Consider the following 17,499-nt stretch of genomic DNA (forward strand, 5'->3'; position numbering starts at 1 on the left):
GTTGGCGTTGTCTTCTTATGTTTGCAGCGTGTGCAACGGTCTGGAGACGCTGGGAGGAAGCTGCCCGTCCTGCCGTCAAGCGGCGGAGGACCGCGGGAGGCTGAGCGATTATGACGATCCGTATTCACCTTACCGATCGATCGACGATATGAAGCTGACGAACGGCTTCGCCGATCTCGAACGGCATCAATGCGTCCATATGGCTTACTGTCCCGGCTGCGGCGCCACGTTTACCTTATCGGTGCAGGAGCAGGAGCGTTAGTGCGGGGAGGACAGGAGCAAGGCGGTCCGGTCAGGACGGACGATCCTTCGTCTCCCCTCGGCCGGGCACAAGAGGACAACTGTCCACCTTCCCGGCTGCCCGCGCCGTATGACCGAATGCCCGAAACGGCTTCCAACCCCCTTCATTCCCATCATCGAAAGCAGTCTGCGCAGCCATGAACCGGCTAGGAATCCAACCGCCGTATAGACGGACTGGAAACGCCGTGAACGGCAGCGGCACGAGCGAAGTGAGCGTCAGCTTCCACGAGACGAACACGGTCATCGGCACGAGCAGCATCGTCATCCGCAGATCATGCCCCATCAACCAAGACCGTATCAGGCCGCTCCACGACGAACGAGCCGCCGAACAGGTTGTGGCCCCAACCCTATGAAACCACGTACACGATAACGGTAATGCCGCCCAACTGCAGCAGCGCGCGGTTGGGGAATCCCATCATCTTCATCTTGAGGTCTCCCCTTTTCCGCTGATGAGTTAGCTTGGGTAATTATGTAAGATTTTATTGGAATGAAACCCCATGTCAATGGTTCCTGGGACGAACAATTGGTAATCATAATTTTTTACTTTTCAATTAATGCACCATTGGTTAATATATTTGTTGTTGCTATTAACAGGATTCTAATTTTATAGAAAGAAAGCAGGGTTAATGACGTGAAAAAAAGCAAGGTTTCTCCCTCTTTAGACAACCAGCCCGCATCTTCTGACCGCTTTAGCTCGTCCGGCTTTATTTTAACCGCCATCGGCAGCGCTGTCGGACTCGGCAACATGTGGAAGTTTCCCTATATTACCGGACAATACGGCGGGGCGGCCTTTTTCCTGCTTTTTATCGTGTGCTTGCTGCTTGTCGGCCTTCCGGTTCTGATCGCGGAAATGACGATCGGGCGCAGCGGACGCGGGAACGCCTCGTCGTCGTTCTTCCTCTTGTCGAAATCCAGAACATGGGGCGCTTTCGGCTTCGTTTCGGTATTCGCTTCGTTCATGATCATGACGTTCTACGCCGTCGTAGCCGGATGGACGATGCACTACGCAGCGCTGTCGTTCACCGACAGCTTATATGCGGACAACATGTATAAAGAGCGCTTCGTATCCTTCACCTCGGGGTACGTTCCGCTGTTCTGGCAAGCCGTCGTCATGATCATTACCGGCTGGGTTGTGGGCAAAGGGATTTCCGGCGGAATCGAGAAATTCAACAAAGTGCTGATTCCCGGACTCGTCATCCTCCTGCTTGGACTGATGATTCGTTCGCTTACGCTTCCGAACGCGATGGCCGGCGTCGAATTTTTCCTCAAGCCGGATTTTAGTAAATTGTCCGCTGAATCCGCCCTGGTGGCGTTAGGTCATGCCTTCTTTTCGTTATCGCTCGGGATGGGGATCATGATCACCTACGGCGCATACACGCATAGGAGTCAGTCGTTGAAGGGCGCTACACTGGCCATCGGAGCCGGGGATTTGATTTACGCATTCATCGCCGGGCTCATTATTTTCCCGACTTCGTTCGCCTTTGGCATTGAACCCTCGCAGGGGCCTGGACTCGTGTTTATGGCGCTGCCGGCCGCTTTCGCCGCGATGCCGTTCGGCCAGTTGTTCGGCGGGCTGTTCTTCGTGCTGTTAGCCATCGCTGCGCTGACGTCGGCCGTCTCCATTCTGGAAGTGCCGGTTGCTTATGCGATGGGCAAATGGAACTGGTCGCGCATCAAAGCCGCGACGCTGGTCTCGGCCGCTTGCTTTGTGCTCGGCGTTCCTTCCGCACTGTCGGCCGGCGCCATTCTCGGCGGCTTTACGATTGCGGGCAAGCCGATTATGGACCTGATCGAATACGTGGCGTCCAACGTGCTGCTCCCGTTCGGCGGCTTGGTCGTCACGCTCTTCGCCGGATATGTGTGGACAAAGTCCGCCAAGGAAGCGGGGCTCGACGGCTTCGGACACAAGCTGCTGATGTTCATGCTCCGCTACGTGTCGCCGCTGCTGACGCTGCTCGTCCTTCTGTATACGGCGGGCCTATTCGACCGGTTCTTTAATAAATAAAATGCGCAAGCTTAAAAGAACCGTCCGCCCGGACGGTTCTTTGACGTGCGTATTGGCCAAGCCCTGCGCGATCCATAGCGGAGCCTGATTGTGCGATGGATGGCTTGTCGCGCGTGTCACCGGCCGGCCTTGTTTATTGAGTCAGGGTCAGGTTCAGCTTAACTGTCAGCCGAATTGCCGCATGAACCGATCACGGAACCGTTGGCCCATCGCGTAGCATATTTCCCATAAATCAACGACAGGCTGACGGGTGAACGGCAGCGTGTGCATATATCCCGGCGGTCCGAACTCCGGTGTAAACGTCAATATCGGAAGTCCGGCGGATTGATGACGGGCGCAAATTTCGTCCCACCATTGCTCGTGCTTCAACAAAGCATATTTGTATTCAGGCGCACGGAAATCGGGCACCTGGGGCCCCTGCTCATAACCGACTCTGCCATGAATGTGGATGGCATGACGCATCGCGAGGGACAAGTTATCCGCTTGGTCCGGCAGCATGGACTCGCAGACACAGCACCAATGGCTGAAATCGGCTACAAGATGGAGGTCCGGCAAATCCCGAAGCAAGCGGGCCGTGCTCCATGGCGTAAACATCGCCCGGCCCCGATGGGTTTCGTGACCGATCGGAACGCCCAGCTGCCGTTCAAGCCGGATCGCATGCTCGAAGAAAACGAGCTGATCGTCGTACGGCATGGAGTCCTTCGCGCTATGAGAGTTGATTAATTGAGGCTTGAACGCAGCTGCCCGCTGCACTTGCTCTTCGAACGAAGCGATGTGATTCCCTTCCGTATACACTTGCACAATGAGCTCCAGCTGATACTGATCCAGCAGTTCTTTGAAGTGCGACTCGTCCTCGGGGGCGGGCACCGGGCATTCCACCCCGTTGTAACCGGCTTCCGCAATTTGCTTCAGCATCGAGTCCCAGCTTCCCGGCATCCCCCACACGGCTTTGTACATCTTCAATTCCATCGTCTGTTCACTCCCAATCCGGTATCAACACGCACCCGTTCACTCAGCGAGTGTACCTCTCCAGCTGCTGCGACGGATGTCAGTCGGTGTTTTTCCCGAGAAATTTTTAATCATTCTGGAAAGGTGGTACGTGCTCTTAAAGCCGGTTTGTTCCGCAATTTCATCTAACGTCAGGCCCGTGCTTTGCAGCAGCTCCAGGGCGCGGTCCGCTCTAACTTTCCATAAATAACGCATCGGCGTAACCCCTTCGTACTGATTAAAAAGCCGGATCAAGTATTCGGCGGATACATTCGAAATAGCCGCTAGCCGGTGCAGGGTTAACGGATCCTCATAGTTTTTGTGAATTTCCGCTTTGGCTCTTACGACAGAGGGGTGCTTCCCTTTCTCCAGCCATCCGTTCTGACTTTCCGTCTGGTACAGCATAATCGCCGCCACCGCCAGCGTACATCTCAGCTGATTCTGATTGTCCTGCGTCGAGCTATGGGTTAACGATTGTAAGGCGTCGGTCAAGTGATTCATCGTATCGGACAGCGGAATATATCTCGGCAGGCCCTCCAGCTTCTGTCCAATCTCCGGGTTAGACTCGTTAAGCTGAATATGAATCCAGCGGTGCCGGGTCTCCATATTGTCGGCAAAATAAAACATTTCACGATGACCCGGATGCAGCAAAGCCACGTACCCGGCGGGCACAAAATAGGCCTCATCATCGACATGGATATGTGCGTGTCCGGTATGGACAAGTACGAACTGCAGGTTCGGTTGAATACGCGGCCCCCAGCGCCCGCCAGGGGGATATATACTGGCGCCGGCCGTGGCGTTGTAGACCATGGACAGGAGCTCCCGGTTGTCTTCCCAGAAATTCACGGTCATCGCAGCGTTCCCCCTTCTGCTCCTGTAGTAAGGTTCATGTTTGAAGCAGACTCTTCAGCTTCACGTTAGCATTAGCCAAAGCGTCAAGCTCGGGGCTAGCCTGCCGCTCGATCAGCATTTCCCCGAAACGGATATCCTTCGCGATACCCGGGGATCCAATGCCGCTGACCGCGACCAGCCGCCCTTCACCGGACAGATGGAAGTAGAGCTTGCCTGCGGCGCCCATATCGCGTATAACGGTTTTCTCGCCGCTATCCGCCAGCCCCGTTACCTGCAGGGTGAGCTCGTATTGATCGGACCAGAACCAAGGGACGGCGGCATAAGGCTCGGCAGCGCCCAGCATATTCCTAGCGACATGCAGCCCTTGATCCTGCGCATTGCGCCACGCTTCAAGCCGGATGCGCTTGCCTCCATAGAGACGGTGCGGGAAGGAGCAGCAATCGCCCGCCGCGTAAATATCCGGATCGCTCGTGGCCAGCATCTCGTCGGCTCGTATGCCGTTCTCGATCTCAAGGCCGCATGCGGCAGCAAGCGTCGTCTCGGGAATTGCCCCGATTCCGGCAATAATTTCATCGCAAGCGACGATAGAACCGTCGGCAAGGACGATGCTGCGCTCATTGCCTGTGCGCTGTATACGGTCAATAGCGGTACCGAGCTTAAACCGGACGCCGGCCTCACGATGCCGCGCGTCGACGATGCGGGCAATGTCCTCGGGAACACCCCGCATCAGAATGCGCGGGCCGACCTCGATGAGGGTCACGGAGCAGCCCCTCTTCACAGCGCTTGCCGCAACCTCAAGTCCGATAAAACCGCCGCCGATGATAGCGATACGTTTACCGCTTTGCAGCCTTGCACGAAGCGCGAGCGCATCGGAGTAGGTGCGAAGATAGCTTACATGCGATGGATCAGAGCCTTCGACGGCAAATGGCCGCGGGCGCGCTCCCGTAGCCAGCAGCAAGCGCTCGTACCGGATTTGCCTTCCATCGGCAAGTACCGCGGAATGACGATCCCTGTCGATCCGCTCTACAGCCGTCCCGGACAAGAAGCGGATATCATGCCGGGCCAGCATCTCGTCGCTCAGAATAAACACCGGCGACGGCTCCTCCTCCGCAACCAGCTGCTCCTTGGAAAGCGGCGGGCGCTCATATGGCGCCCACTTTTCTTCCCCGATTAACGTAATGGACCCGGCCCATCCTTGCGTGCGCAGCTCGGCGGCCGCCCGCGCGCCGGCCTCGCCGGCCCCAACGATGACCATCCCCAGATCAGTCATAGCACACTCTCCTCAGTCGATCTTGACGAACACTTTATCGGCTTCAATTTGTACGGGATACGTTTTCAGAGCGACGCAAACCGGGGCGCGTTTCGGCTCGCCTGTCGTCACATCGAATCTGCCGTTATGCTTCGGACATTCGATCGTACTGCCCATCACAAGGCCGTCAGCCAAATGAAATTTTTCATGCGTGCAATATCCGTCCGTCGCATAATACTCGTCTTTGTCCGTGCGATAGATGGCGAAGGTCCGATCTTCATGATCAAACCGGATGACGTCCTCATTATCGATATCGTTAACTCCACAGGTTTCGATCCAACCGTTAAGCGCCAAGAGCTATTCCTCCAGAAATTCAGTATTTAATGATGGGTATACCGCTTAACTTGCTTGCCGCCGTCCCTTTGCGAGCTAGCCGACCCGTTCCGGAGCCATCGTTCCCGTATCATGGCCGTACTTGTAGGGACGAGCGGTGCTTGGGAGAGATCGATCAATCGTGTAGGCAGGGTCTTTTCCTTGCTTGATCAGCGCGACGACCACGTCCTTGAGCGCCGCCGGGAAGCTGCGGGAAGCCGGCGGGCAATCGGCCTTGATCTCTTCATGCAGCTTAGCCAGCGCGTGGTAAGGAACCATCGGAAACATGTGATGCTCGATGTGATAGTTCATATTCCAATAAAGAAACCGAAGAACCGGGTTCATATAGATCGTGCGCGAGTTCAAGCGATGGTCAAGAACATCTTCATGAAGGCCCAAGTGCTGGGTCATCCCGAAGAGAAGCACGATAACCATGCCGTAAAAGGAAGGCAGGCCGATAAACATGGCGGGCAAAATGCTGCCCATTTGTATGCACAAGGCGATAACCGATAAATAGATGATCAGGTAAATACGGGCTTCCAGGAAGACTTTGCGGTACTCTGAAGTCGGAATATATTCCAGTTCCTCTTTATCCAGCTTGCCGAAGCAATGGAGGAAAAACTTGTAGAACTCGCGCGGTCCTCCGTATAAGTGAAAGATTTGCATGAAAATGATTTTCCAAATCGGCGGCCGCTCCATCACAATCTCAGGATCCCGGCCCACGATGATCGTATCGGTATGGTGGCGCGTGTGACTCCAACGCTTAGGCGTTGCCGACCTCAGGGCCATGAAGGAGGCGATCTGGTAAACGACTTCATTCATCCATGGCGTTTTGAAAGCGGTTCCATGACCGCACTCATGCCAGCGTGAATCGGAAGGCGTGGCGTATACGATGCCATAAAGCGCGAATGCGGGAATCGCCCACCACGTGCCCCAGCTGTAATAGGCCAGAACCCCTAAAGCGATAACCAAGCCGAACCAAATTAGCGTATCGCGTATGGCCGGCCCGTCCTTTCGCTTCATCAGCTCCTTCAGGCGTTGACGGGGTACCGGACTCGTATACCACTCGGCTGCTACGAGCCCTCTTTCGTACGCCCGCTGTTTCTCGGGACCGACGACACTGTAGTCTCTTCTGGTCTTTGTAGAAGACAACTTGACTCTCCTCCTCTTGATTTGGCTGCCAGGCTTGAGTCCGAATTGCCCGCGGCTGCAAGCCCCATATTTGAATTGATAATCACATCCTCAGAGTACATAATTTTACAGCTCATAGCAATGCATTGAATTGACATCGTTTTGTCTGAAATTGATAAGTTACCCAAACATCCTGAACATCCTTTCTGCCGGTGACGCTCATCCCCTGTTCTCTTAACGTTCCTTTAAACAGAGAAAGGCCCCGCTTCTCTATATGCAGAGAAGCAGGGCCTGCCCGATCGATGATTTTAGTACGCCAAGGTGAACAGTCCGTTGATGTGCGACAAGTAACGCACGTTGCTCGCTTCTTTCATCAACGTCGCCGGCAAGCCTTTCAATTTCGTTTGGTTGCCGCCGATTGTGCCGATTCCGTCTTTGCGGCCAAGGCTCGCGAGCGTTCCGGAGAATACCGGCTCGAACGACTGCATCGGCGCGCCATTATACGACGCGAAGATGTTGTAACCGATCGTTTCGCCCATTTGCCAAGCCAATTGCGCTGTCGGCGGGTATGGACGGCCTTCTTTGCCCATGACAACCGCGCTGTCGCCGGCCACGAATACGTCCGGATGCGACGTCGATTGGAGCGATTCGGTCACGGTTGCGCGGCCGCGGTTCACTTCGATGCCGCAGTTTGCGACAACCGAATTACCTTGAACGCCGCCCGTCCATACGAGCGTGCTTGTCTCGATGACGCTGCCGTCTTTCAACGAAACGGACGTCTCCGTCATTTCCGTAATCGCCACGCCGGTCAGGAACTGCACGCCGCGCTTTTGCAAGCTTGTTTGGGCGCGCTCGATCAATTCAGGCGCAAAGCCCATCAGAATCGAAGGGGCCGCTTCTACGCAGTACAACGAAACGTCGTTGAAATCGACGCCTTTCTTCTTACACAGACCCGGCAGCATATCGGCAAATTCGCCGACCAGCTCGATGCCGGTCAAGCCGCCGCCGCCTACGACGAACGTAACGTCCGCTTTGTTCTTCGATTGCTTGTAAGCTTCAACCCGCGCTTCAACGTGCGCACGCAGACGGTTCGCGTCGTTAACGGATTTCAGCGTGAAGCTGTGCTCCTGCAGGCCAGGAATGCCGAAGAACGCCGTTTCACTGCCGAGCGCGATGACAAGCGTGTCATACTCGTAGGTTTTACCGCTTTTCAGAAGCACGCGCTTCTCGTCGAGTCCGATCGTTTCGACCGTATCGATGCGCAGTTCGATGTTTTTACCGCGAAGCAGCTTCTCGAGCGGAAGCGCTACAGCTTGCTCGCTCAAGTTGCCTGCAGCCAAACGGTGCAGCTCGGTAATAATTTGGTGAGAAGGGAATCGGTTCACGACCGTGATAGTCGCTTCTTCCGCCGTCATATATTTACGCGCCGTCAGCGCGGTTAACAACCCGCCGTATCCGCCGCCTAGAATCAAAATTTGCTTCGACATAGTTATCCTCCGTCCGGTATTGATGCTTCTTAAGATTGACGCTGATTTTGCTGACGCTCTGCCGATACTTCCAGGAACGCTTGGGCAAAACGGAACATCTTCTGCACTTGCGGATCCTTCAGCATTTTAAGCAGACCGAACAAGCCGATAGTCGCCGTTTCCGCTTGCGCACGGTCGCTTGCTTCAATCGCCGTCGCGGCTACGCTCTTAACTTTCTCTTGGATCGGCTTCACGAATTCTTCCATGCCGCCCTTCAGATCGTCGATCAGGACGCGGTCGGTGGCCACATTTTGCACCAAATCGTACGTTTTCGTTAAAAGGGTTACCATTTCGGCCAGCTTCGGCAGGTTGTCGACCAACACCGTAAGCGACTGTTGGACCTCGGGCTTCATCAATTGATCGAGTACATCGAGTGATTCGCGCGAGATCGTTTGCGTTGTTTGTGACATAAGTAAACGTCCTCCTATACTTTGCATAGATGTCCCTTGTGCCGGCTGCCTGTTCTTTTCGAGCGATGGGAGGTTCGTCTTCTTCAAGCCGTCTCTCTGACAAGCTTATCGTCCATGAAGATCCATGACCATCCAATTGTAACATTTTTCACATGCTTGAGAATAAGGCAGTGCCTGAAAGGGAACGCTATATGGACTCTATTATACGACCATTCCCTTCATCTTTGAAAAGCCAATTTCCTACAATTGTGAACATTCTGTTAACACTAATTTCAAGCAGCCGATTCCTTTTTGAAAAAACAGCGCGGCCGCTGCTTCGCTCCCTGGACTCAGCCGCGACCGCACTTCAAACCTTACGCGTTTACCGAACGCTTGCGGCCGATCATGACCGCGTACAGCACAATCGCGCTGACGTTCGCGGCGGCAATGACAATCCCCATCGGGACAGTCGCTTCGCTGCCGCCCAGACCGACCAGCGGCGCCACCAATCCGCCGAAGATGAACGACAGCACGCCGAGCAGGGCTGAGGCCGTCCCCGCCGACTTCGCCTGATTGCGCATCGCCAGCGGGAACGACGCCGTTCCGACGATGCCGACGCACGAGACGACGATGAACAGCGGCGGCAGCACGGCGGCCAGCCCCGCTCCGGCGATAAGGCCGACGAGCAGGATAATCCCGCCGAGTGCGGCGAGCACGAGTCCGCTGACGAGCAGCGTCGTTTCCTTGATTTTACCGGCTAGTTTCCCTGTGACTTGGCTGGCAATAATGATGCCAAGTCCGTTTATGGCGAATATGAAGCTGAACGTTTGCTCCGAGACGCCGAACGCATTCTGAAGGACGAAGGGCGATCCGGCGATATAAGCGAACATGGCCGCGGTCACAAGCCCTTGCGAAAGCGCATAGCCCATAAACAGCCGGTCCTTCGCTATCGCGCGCATCGTCGACAGCGATTGCGCAATACCGCCTTGCGACCGGTGCTCGGGCTTCAAGGTTTCCGGCAGCGCGAAGAGGACGGCGATGAATACGAGCACCCCGATGAGCGACAGCACGAGGAACACGCCGCGCCACGACGTGAACTGCAGGAGCTGACCTCCCATAATCGGAGCCAGGATCGGAGCCGCACCGTTCACCAGCATCAGCAGCGCGAAAAACTTCGTCAGCTCCGTCCCCGCATAGAGGTCCCGGGCCACCGCCCGCGAGATGACGATACCCGCCGAGCCGGCCGCGCCTTGAATGAAACGCAGCGCGACGAACGCCCAGGCCGACGTGCTGAACATGCACAGCAACGAAGCTACGGTGTACAAGAGCAGCCCCGCCAGAAGCGGCCCCCGTCTGCCGCGCACGTCGCTGAGCGGCCCGGCAAGCAGCTGTCCGAGCGACAGCCCGAGCAGACAAGAGGTAAGGCTTAGCTGCGCCATCGAGGTGCTCGTGTGCAGGTCGCCTTCAAGCATGGGCAGCGCCGGCAGGTACATATCGAGCGATAACGGACCGAAAGCCGACAAAATGCCCAGCACAAAAGCGATCCAGATGCGCCTGGACCGGGCGGGCGCTTGAATAGCCGCAGATGATTTCATGAATGAATGCCTCCTTAATTCCGGACAGTAAACCTAATAACGGAACAGCCGTGCGCCATCTGAGCGGTTGGCGAATTTTCCGGCGGAAAATTGGCGTATAAGAAACCGGGGTGCGAAGTTTCCGTAACCGCAACCGCTAACGCTTCTTCTCCAGCTCCACGTTGTAGGCGCTTAAATATTGGCTGAGCCGCTGAATTTGATCGTCGAATTGCGCAATTTCCGATTCCGGCACCTTCGCAAAAATCAGATCCGCATGCTCGGCAAAATGCTCCCTCCACCGCAGCAGCTGCTCCATCCCCGGCCCGGTTAACCGCACGTACATGATACGCCGATCCTCCTCTGAACGTACGCGTTCGACCCACTGCTTCTCCTCCAGTTTATCGATAAGATTGGAAGCCGCGCCGATCGTAATGCCAAGTACGGTGGCAACGTCGTTAACCTTCAGCGAGTCTTCGTGTTCCAGCTTAAAAACGAGCGCCACGGCGGACGCGGGAACTTCCGCTTCCTGACTTAACAAGCACAGCGTCTGCTTCAGCCCGCGATCCAAATCAAGAAGGCTTCGCCACAAGCGGTTTATAGATTGAGAAGGCATGGATGCTTCACCTCAGAACGGTTCGAATATATTCCATCTTACATGAAACCGTCAGGAAAGGAAAAAGTTTCAGCGCGCGGCATTGACAACGAGACGCAAGCAAGTTATATTTTACCAAAAATACTTTCACAAGAATAGTATTTTTATAAAACAATTTCAGTTGGCTCAAGGAGGCTGTGCCTGTATGGAACGATTCAATCCTTCATTTCGAGAATCTCTGATCATCCCGCTTTGGAGCATCACGGTCATGTTGGTCGTCATGAATACAACGATGTTTAATGTCGCGCTGCCGACGGTCGCTCAAGCCCTGCATTTAACGGCTACCAGCGCTTCGTGGATCGTCACGGGATACTCCATTTTGTTTGCCATATCCTCCATCACCTACAGCCGCCTCTCGGACTTCATCCCGATTCGGACGCTGCTGACGCTCGGCTTGCTCCTGCTCGGTGGAGCGTCGATCGTCGGCATGCTGGCGACGAATTACTACATGCTGATGGCCGCCCGCCTGCTGCAGGCCGTCGGCGCCGCATCGGCGCCCGGTCTCGGCATCGTGCTCGTGACGCGTTACATTCCGGTCGAACGGCGCGGACGCTCGATGTCGGGCATCGTCTCCGCCGCTTCGTTCGGCTTTGGCTTCGGACCGATCGTCGGCGGGATACTGACGCAATACATCGGCTATTCCTCGCTGTTCGCAGTGACGGCGCTCGTCCTTCTGGCGCTTCCCGTCTTCCTGCGCCATATGCCCAAGCAAGCTGCGGCCCCCGTTCGATTTGACGGGTGGGGCGCGCTCTTCATCGGGGTCGGTGTAACGGGGCTGCTCCTGTACTTGACCGGACATCAATGGCTGCCTCTCGCGCTTGGCCTTGCTGCGCTCTTCGCGTTCTGGGTGCGCATTCAGCGCGTCGAGCACGCGTTCGTTCAGCCCGCCTTATTACGTAAACCTAAATACATGAGCTTGATCGCCATCAGTTTTGTCTCCTATGTACTGCACTTCTCCACCTTATTCCTGATGCCGGTCATCCTTACCCACTTATTCGGCAAAAGCTCTTCCGTCACCGGGCTGCTCATCTTTCCCGGGGCCATCTTGACCGCTCTCCTGTCTCCGCAGATCGGACGCTGGATCGACCGTCTGGGCAACGCTCCCGTCATGGTAAGCGCGCATGTCCTGCTGCTGCTATCCGCTGCCGGGTTCGCCCTGCTGTCCACGCAGTCGGCCTATTTCATCGGTGCCGCCTATCTCTTCATGAGCGTGTCGGTCTCGGCCATCGGCTCCAGCGTATCCAACGAGATGTCGCGCATTTTGGACAAAAGCGAGATTGGCGGGGGGATGGGGCTGTCGCAGCTCGCGCAATTTTTCGGCGGCGCGCTCGGCGTAGCCCTGACGAGCGCCTCGCTGGTTTGGCAAGCGGCGCGGCCGCTGGAGGCCGCCTATGCAGCCATCTTCTGGGTCATGCTCGCTGGTGCAGTTCTCTCTTTGCTGCTGTCCGTTCAATACGTGCGCGCCGGTCGCCGTAAACCGGCAGCAGCGCCGCTTGCCGCCTCCGAGTGATCCATGCGGCTGGTATGCTCATGAAAAATCCCCATAAAGCGAAACCATCCGTTATTCCGGATGTCCGCTTCATGGGGATCGCCTTGCTTAACCGAGGGCGATGTTATTGTTCTTGCTGCTGCCCGGTGTTGATGACGGCACAGCTTCCCGGATACCCGTCGTTCTGCATCGTTTCTTCCAAGTGCTCCCGCATCTCGCCGTCTCCCGGCAGGTCGGCTGCAAGCTTGGCCGGAGACTGATTAAACTCGACGTGACCCTTCGGTTTACGATCCGTCATTCGCCCTTCACTCCTTTTGGACTGTGTCAACTGCTCCGTAAAGCTGTATGCTCCCTGCCTAACCTGCAAACCGCAGGATAGCCTGGGCCCATACTTCCTTTACGGGAGGTATTGTTGCCCATAAGGCCGGAAATCATCACGTTCATCAGGCTGCGTATTGAGCCCGCCCAGGCCGGGAGGCCCTCCGCCGGTATCTCAGGCAAGATAATCGTTCTACCCGTGCCCAGCCCGGCAGGAATATTCCGTCGACATGTGGAAGTTAGGCCCTATACGATCTTGCCCATAACGACCGGCCTTCGCCCAACTTTTTTCGCTTGCTGTCACAGATTGCTCCTCCTCTCCGTCCTATGCTTGAACCGAATAAACGGAGGGGATTCCTATGAAAATGTATGATGCAGCTGTTATCGGCGGCGGTTTGGCGGGTCTCATCGCAGCAATCGATCTGGCGAGGGCCAAAAAGTCGGTCATCTTGTTGGAGAAGTCCAGCCGCGTCGGCGGCCGGGCCGTGTCGACCCGCAAGGACGGGGCCATTTTCAACCTTGGCGGCCATGCGCTTTACCCCGGCGGCGAAGCGTATCAAATCCTGCAGGAGCTGGGGGTCAAGCTTGAAGGCGGTTCGCCGCCGGCCAAAGGATTGGCTCTGTGGCGTGGACGCCTAACGACGTTGCCGGGCGATCCTGCCTCGCTGCTCGCCTCCAAGCTTCTCTCGTGGCCGGGCAAAATCGAATTGGGCCGCTTCATGTTAAAGCTCGGCAAGCTCGAGACTCACGCCCTTCCGAACATCGCCTTGCGGGACTGGGCCGAGCGGGAGATTCGCGACCCTATGGTGCGGCATTTGTTCTATGCGCTTTGCCGGACGTCCACCTACGTGCAAGACCCTGACCGCCAATCCGTCGGTCCCGTGCTTCGGCAAGTGCAGCGGTCTCTAAAAAGCGGCGTCCTGTACCTCAACGGAGGGTGGCAGCGGGTGGTCGATCAGCTTCACGATCTGGCCGTTCGCGCCGGGGTCACGGTGCTGAATAACAAGAACGTGACCGGCCTTTTGCAAGAGAACGGCGTCGTTCGGGGCCTTCAATGCACGGACGGCGAGCTCGTCTGCACGCCGAATGTGATCGCAACCGGCTCCCCTGCTGATACGTATCGGCTGCTCGGCGAGGCCGCCGAACGGACGGCGCTGCGGCGCTGGAAGAATGACGCGCGACCAGCCTCAGCCGCCTGCCTCGATCTCGGGCTGAATCGGCTGCCCGTGGCGGACCGGCATTTTGCCATCGGGCTGGATCAGCCGATCTTTTTCTCGCATCATTCGCGGGTGGCGAAGCTGAGCCATAACGGCACGCTGGTCATGCATCTGATCAAATACAACGGCAGCGGTGACAGCCATCCGCAAGCCGATGAACGGGCGCTGGAGCAGACGATGGATCTGCTGCACCCCGGTTGGCAGCAGGAGGTGGTCGCCCGCCAATATTTGCCGAACATCACGGTCGTGCACGACTATATGCATATCGGCCGCCAGGATTCGCAGCCCGGTCCAGCCGTATCGGAGGTGCGCGGACTGTATGTAGCCGGAGACTGGGCGAGCCATGGCGAAATGCTCGCCGATGCTGCGGCTGCCAGTGCCAGACGAGCGGCCTTGCGGTTGCTGAAGGACCTCGCCGCGACGGCGAATCACGCTATAACCATATAACGAACTGGCGCGGCGCTTGCTTCCAGGAGGCGGTAGGCGGCGAAGCTATGGAAGAGGAAGGGTGTTAGCTATGGAACCTGAGCACACGACCGAGCAATTGTATGCCGCCTACAAGCCTTTGTTATTTTCCCTGGCCTATCGGATGCTTGGCCGCGTCATGGATGCCGAGGATATCGTCCAGGAAGCTTTTCTTTCCTTGAACGGAGCCTTGCCCGAGCATGTGCGCCATCCGAAGGCGTATTTGTGCAAAATCGTCACCAACCGCTGCATCGATTTGCTCCGTTCGGCAAGCAAGCAGCGCGAAGCGTACGTAGGGCCTTGGCTGCCGGAGCCGCTTGTTGCGGAGGAGGACGGTTCCGGCTCCGGCTTAGGCGACCCGTCCCGCCACTATGTACAGAAGGAGTCCGTCTCCACCGCTTATTTGCTGCTGCTTCAGCAGCTCTCTTGGGTCGAGCGGGCCGTCTTCCTGCTGCGCGAGGTGCTGCAGTACGAGTACGACGAGATCGGCGAGATCGTCGGCAAGAGCGGCACAAACTGCCGGCAAATTTTTCATCGGGCCAAACGCAGCCTTGGTACGCATGCGGCGCCGGCCGCCGGGGACCTGCCCTCTACGGGCTCCGGCGTTCAACTGCACACTCCGGCCGCGGGGTCTGCAGCCGGCGGCCTGGTGGAGCAGTTCGTGACGGCGCTCGCCAGCGGCGATATGGCGAAGCTGCTGCGTCTCCTGTCCGAGGACGCCGCGCTCTACTCGGACGGAGGCGGCAAAGTCACCGCCGCGGTTCGCCCGATCTTGGGAGCGGAGCGCATCTCACGCTTCCTGGCAGGCCTTCTTGAGAAGGTGCAGGACGGCTTCTCCTATCGCTTCGCCGTCGTCAACGGGTATACCGGTATCGTCACCTACGTCCACGGGCGGCCGTTGAACGTCTTCTCGTTCCACGCCGAGAACGAACGGATCGAAGCGATCTATATCGTAGTCAATCCGGAGAAGCTGAAGCATGTGAAGTGAAGCGTGCGCAGCCAAAAAACCCCCATTGGACCCAAGTCCGACGGGGGTTAAATGTTATAGACGACTGCTCCGGCCGTCCGACCTAGCGGCCTTCCCGGCCTTCTACCCGACTTCCTTCCGCATGCGTCCGCTGAACTGGCTCTCGTACAGCTCGGCATAGAAGCCGCGCTGCGCCAACAGCTCCTCGTGCGTACCCTGCTCGATGACCGAGCCCTGGTTCATGACGAGGATCAGGTCGGCATGCCGAATCGTCGACAAACGGTGGGCGATGACGAAGCTCGTGCGCCCCTGCATCAGCTCGTTCATCGCTCGCTGAATGTGAATCTCCGTCCGCGAATCGACGCTGCTCGTCGCCTCATCGAGGAGGAGGATCGCCGGATCGGCGAGAATCGCCCGCGCGATGGTCAGCAGCTGCTTCTGGCCTTGCGAGATGTTCGACGCTTCCTCATTCAGCACGGTGTCGTAACCGTCCGGCAGCGTGCGGATGAAGTGGTCCGCATAGGCCGCTTTCGCCGCTTGCACGACCTCCTCATCCGTCGCTCCGGAACGGCCGTAGGCGATATTGTCGCGGATCGTGCCGTTGAACAGCCAAGTATCCTGCAGCACCATACCGAACAGCCCGCGAAGCTCGCTGCGCTGCATCTGCGTGATGTCGACGCCGTCAATCGTAATGCGTCCGCCGTTCAATTCGTAGAAGCGCATCAGAAGGTTGATGAGCGTCGTTTTGCCGGCGCCCGTCGGCCCGACGATGGCTACCGTTTGCCCGGACCGCACATCGATATTCATGTCCGCGATCAGCGGCGCATCGTCCTTGTAGCCGAACTTCACGTGCTCGAATCGGACGCGGCCCTTCGCCTGGGCGACGCTGCCGCCAGCCGCCTCCGCCACCTCTTCCGGCTCGTCGAGCAGCTCGAACACGCGTTCCGCCGCAGCAATCGTCGACTGGATGATGTTGGCGATTTGCGCCGTCTGGGTAATCGGCATCGAGAACTGCTTCGAATACGAGATAAACGCCTGCACGTCCCCGATCCGAATCGAGCCCCGCATGACGAGGAGCCCGCCCGCGACGCAGACGAGCACATAGCCGATGTTGCCGATAAAGTTCATCAGCGGCATGATTGTGCCCGAAATAAACTGCGCGCGCCAGCCCGCTTCATACAAGCGGTCGTTGACCGCATCAAACTGTGCGATCGACTTGCGCTCGTGACCGAACGCTTTCACGATCGGGTGTCCGGTGTACATTTCCTCCACATGTCCGTTCAGCTCGCCAAGCGACTGCTGCATCCCGCGGAAATGCTTCTGCGAACGCGGTGTCACCAGCCGGATCACCATAAAGCTGAGCGGCAGCGTCACGACGACGATCAGCGTCATCAGCGGGCTGATCGTCAGCATCATCACCACGACGCCGACGAGCGTTACGACCGAGGTGATCAGCTGGGTCAAGCTTTGCTGCAGTGTCGAGCTGATCGTATCGACGTCGTTGACGACACGGCTTAACGTTTCGCCGTGGGTGTGCGAATCGAAATATTTAAGCGGCAGACGGGCCAGCTTCCGATTGACCTCGGCACGCAGATCGTACACGACCTTCTGCGAGATGCCTGCCATCACATATTGCTGAATGTAGCTGAATAGCGTACTGACCACATAAAGACCGGCCAGCAGCAGGAGCAGGCTGCCGATAAACCCGAAGTCGATGCCTGCGCCAGGCACACCCTTCATCTTCGCCGTCATGCCTTCGAACAGCTTGGTTGTCGCGTCGCCCAAAATTTTCGGGCTGACGATGGAAAATACGGTGCTCAGCACCGCTGTGAGGAAGACGACCATGAGCGCCGTGCGATGCGGCTTGAGATAACCGATCAGCCGGCGCAGCGTGCCCTTGAAGTTTCTGGCCTTTTGCACGGGCATGCCCATGCCGGGGCCGCCGCGTCCGGGACCGAAGCCGAAGCCCTGAGCGGGACCGCCGGGTCTGCCGCCCATGCCGCCGG

17 protein-coding genes are annotated in these 17,499 nt (G+C 57.3%); 5 read left to right on the forward strand and 12 right to left on the reverse strand.

Annotated elements, in window-relative coordinates; all coding sequences use genetic code 11:
* Window positions 1-7: 7 nt before the first annotated feature.
* Window positions 8-262: a hypothetical protein gene (locus tag ACZ439_RS12825; RefSeq protein ID WP_054797231.1), complete on the forward strand. Its 255-nt coding sequence runs from the start codon at window positions 8-10 to the stop codon at window positions 260-262.
* Window positions 263-292: 30 nt separating this feature from the next.
* On the opposite strand, the gene ACZ439_RS12830 is transcribed toward ACZ439_RS12825, so the two are convergent.
* Complete coding sequence (locus tag ACZ439_RS12830; RefSeq protein WP_054797207.1) at window positions 293-583, reverse strand: hypothetical protein; 291 nt, start codon at window positions 581-583, stop codon at window positions 293-295.
* Window positions 584-931: 348 nt separating this feature from the next.
* Here ACZ439_RS12830 and ACZ439_RS12835 point away from each other — a divergent pair, with 348 nt between their 5' ends.
* Window positions 932-2,305, forward strand: coding sequence for a sodium-dependent transporter (locus ACZ439_RS12835; RefSeq protein ID WP_464621064.1), 1,374 nt, complete (start codon window positions 932-934; stop codon window positions 2,303-2,305).
* A 165-nt stretch (window positions 2,306-2,470) separates the two neighbouring features.
* On the opposite strand, the gene ACZ439_RS12840 is transcribed toward ACZ439_RS12835, so the two are convergent.
* The 9 genes from ACZ439_RS12840 to ACZ439_RS12880 form a co-directional block, all read right to left on the reverse strand.
* Complete coding sequence (locus ACZ439_RS12840; RefSeq protein WP_054797208.1) at window positions 2,471-3,274, reverse strand: sugar phosphate isomerase/epimerase family protein; 804 nt, start codon at window positions 3,272-3,274, stop codon at window positions 2,471-2,473.
* Between the two features lie 39 nt (window positions 3,275-3,313).
* Complete coding sequence (locus ACZ439_RS12845) at window positions 3,314-4,144, reverse strand: helix-turn-helix domain-containing protein (protein ID WP_054797209.1); 831 nt, start codon at window positions 4,142-4,144, stop codon at window positions 3,314-3,316.
* 34 nt (window positions 4,145-4,178) lie between these two features.
* Window positions 4,179-5,414 (reverse strand): NAD(P)/FAD-dependent oxidoreductase, encoded by a 1,236-nt coding sequence (locus tag ACZ439_RS12850; protein WP_054799757.1) that lies wholly within the window; start codon window positions 5,412-5,414, stop codon window positions 4,179-4,181.
* Between the two features lie 12 nt (window positions 5,415-5,426).
* Window positions 5,427-5,747 carry a MocE family 2Fe-2S type ferredoxin gene (locus tag ACZ439_RS12855; protein ID WP_054797210.1) on the reverse strand — a complete coding sequence of 107 codons (321 nt, stop codon included), beginning with the start codon at window positions 5,745-5,747 and terminating at the stop codon, window positions 5,427-5,429.
* A gap of 75 nt (window positions 5,748-5,822) precedes the next feature.
* Window positions 5,823-6,917 (reverse strand): fatty acid desaturase family protein, encoded by a 1,095-nt coding sequence (locus tag ACZ439_RS12860; protein ID WP_054797211.1) that lies wholly within the window; start codon window positions 6,915-6,917, stop codon window positions 5,823-5,825.
* A gap of 287 nt (window positions 6,918-7,204) precedes the next feature.
* Complete coding sequence (locus ACZ439_RS12865; RefSeq protein WP_054797212.1) at window positions 7,205-8,383, reverse strand: NAD(P)/FAD-dependent oxidoreductase; 1,179 nt, start codon at window positions 8,381-8,383, stop codon at window positions 7,205-7,207.
* Window positions 8,384-8,412: 29 nt separating this feature from the next.
* Entirely contained in the window at window positions 8,413-8,832 is a 420-nt protein-coding gene (locus ACZ439_RS12870; protein WP_054797213.1) for a helical membrane plugin domain-containing protein, read from the reverse strand.
* Window positions 8,833-9,185: 353 nt separating this feature from the next.
* Complete coding sequence (locus ACZ439_RS12875; RefSeq protein WP_054799756.1) at window positions 9,186-10,406, reverse strand: multidrug effflux MFS transporter; 1,221 nt, start codon at window positions 10,404-10,406, stop codon at window positions 9,186-9,188.
* A gap of 136 nt (window positions 10,407-10,542) precedes the next feature.
* Window positions 10,543-10,998: a MarR family winged helix-turn-helix transcriptional regulator gene (locus ACZ439_RS12880; protein WP_464621065.1), complete on the reverse strand. Its 456-nt coding sequence runs from the start codon at window positions 10,996-10,998 to the stop codon at window positions 10,543-10,545.
* A gap of 184 nt (window positions 10,999-11,182) precedes the next feature.
* Here ACZ439_RS12880 and ACZ439_RS12885 point away from each other — a divergent pair, with 184 nt between their 5' ends.
* Window positions 11,183-12,547, forward strand: a complete 1,365-nt coding sequence (locus tag ACZ439_RS12885) for an MFS transporter (protein ID WP_464621066.1) — start codon at window positions 11,183-11,185, stop codon at window positions 12,545-12,547.
* A 103-nt stretch (window positions 12,548-12,650) separates the two neighbouring features.
* On the opposite strand, the gene ACZ439_RS12890 is transcribed toward ACZ439_RS12885, so the two are convergent.
* On the reverse strand, window positions 12,651-12,824 hold the full coding sequence (locus ACZ439_RS12890; protein ID WP_164751724.1) for a hypothetical protein: 174 nt from the start codon (window positions 12,822-12,824) through the stop codon (window positions 12,651-12,653).
* A gap of 379 nt (window positions 12,825-13,203) precedes the next feature.
* On the opposite strand from ACZ439_RS12890, the gene ACZ439_RS12895 reads away from it, so the two are divergent.
* Complete coding sequence (locus ACZ439_RS12895) at window positions 13,204-14,508, forward strand: phytoene desaturase family protein (RefSeq protein ID WP_464621067.1); 1,305 nt, start codon at window positions 13,204-13,206, stop codon at window positions 14,506-14,508.
* A 70-nt stretch (window positions 14,509-14,578) separates the two neighbouring features.
* Window positions 14,579-15,514, forward strand: coding sequence for an RNA polymerase sigma-70 factor (locus ACZ439_RS12900; RefSeq protein WP_054797215.1), 936 nt, complete (start codon window positions 14,579-14,581; stop codon window positions 15,512-15,514).
* Window positions 15,515-15,616: 102 nt separating this feature from the next.
* Here ACZ439_RS12900 and ACZ439_RS12905 read toward each other — a convergent pair whose 3' ends face one another.
* A complete protein-coding gene (locus ACZ439_RS12905; protein WP_054797232.1) occupies window positions 15,617-17,491 on the reverse strand; it encodes an ABC transporter ATP-binding protein in 1,875 nt (624 codons plus the stop codon).
* Window positions 17,492-17,499: the final 8 nt, after the last annotated feature.

Source organism: Paenibacillus sp. JCM 9796 (genome assembly GCF_055379675.1).

Coding starts and splice junctions, on each gene's coding strand:
- ACZ439_RS12830 (WP_054797207.1), bottom strand. CDS start 583: ATGGGGCATGATCTGCGGATGACGATGCTGCTCGTGCCGATGACCGTG.
- ACZ439_RS12840 (WP_054797208.1), bottom strand. CDS start 3,274: ATGGAATTGAAGATGTACAAAGCCGTGTGGGGGATGCCGGGAAGCTGG.
- ACZ439_RS12845 (WP_054797209.1), bottom strand. CDS start 4,144: ATGACCGTGAATTTCTGGGAAGACAACCGGGAGCTCCTGTCCATGGTC.
- ACZ439_RS12850 (WP_054799757.1), bottom strand. CDS start 5,414: ATGACTGATCTGGGGATGGTCATCGTTGGGGCCGGCGAGGCCGGCGCG.
- ACZ439_RS12865 (WP_054797212.1), bottom strand. CDS start 8,383: ATGTCGAAGCAAATTTTGATTCTAGGCGGCGGATACGGCGGGTTGTTA.
- ACZ439_RS12870 (WP_054797213.1), bottom strand. CDS start 8,832: ATGTCACAAACAACGCAAACGATCTCGCGCGAATCACTCGATGTACTC.
- ACZ439_RS12875 (WP_054799756.1), bottom strand. CDS start 10,406: ATGAAATCATCTGCGGCTATTCAAGCGCCCGCCCGGTCCAGGCGCATC.
- ACZ439_RS12880 (WP_464621065.1), bottom strand. CDS start 10,998: ATGCCTTCTCAATCTATAAACCGCTTGTGGCGAAGCCTTCTTGATTTG.
- ACZ439_RS12885 (WP_464621066.1), top strand. CDS start 11,183: ATGGAACGATTCAATCCTTCATTTCGAGAATCTCTGATCATCCCGCTT.
- ACZ439_RS12890 (WP_164751724.1), bottom strand. CDS start 12,824: ATGACGGATCGTAAACCGAAGGGTCACGTCGAGTTTAATCAGTCTCCG.
- ACZ439_RS12895 (WP_464621067.1), top strand. CDS start 13,204: ATGAAAATGTATGATGCAGCTGTTATCGGCGGCGGTTTGGCGGGTCTC.
- ACZ439_RS12900 (WP_054797215.1), top strand. CDS start 14,579: ATGGAACCTGAGCACACGACCGAGCAATTGTATGCCGCCTACAAGCCT.
- ACZ439_RS12905 (WP_054797232.1), bottom strand. CDS start 17,491: ATGGGCGGCAGACCCGGCGGTCCCGCTCAGGGCTTCGGCTTCGGTCCC.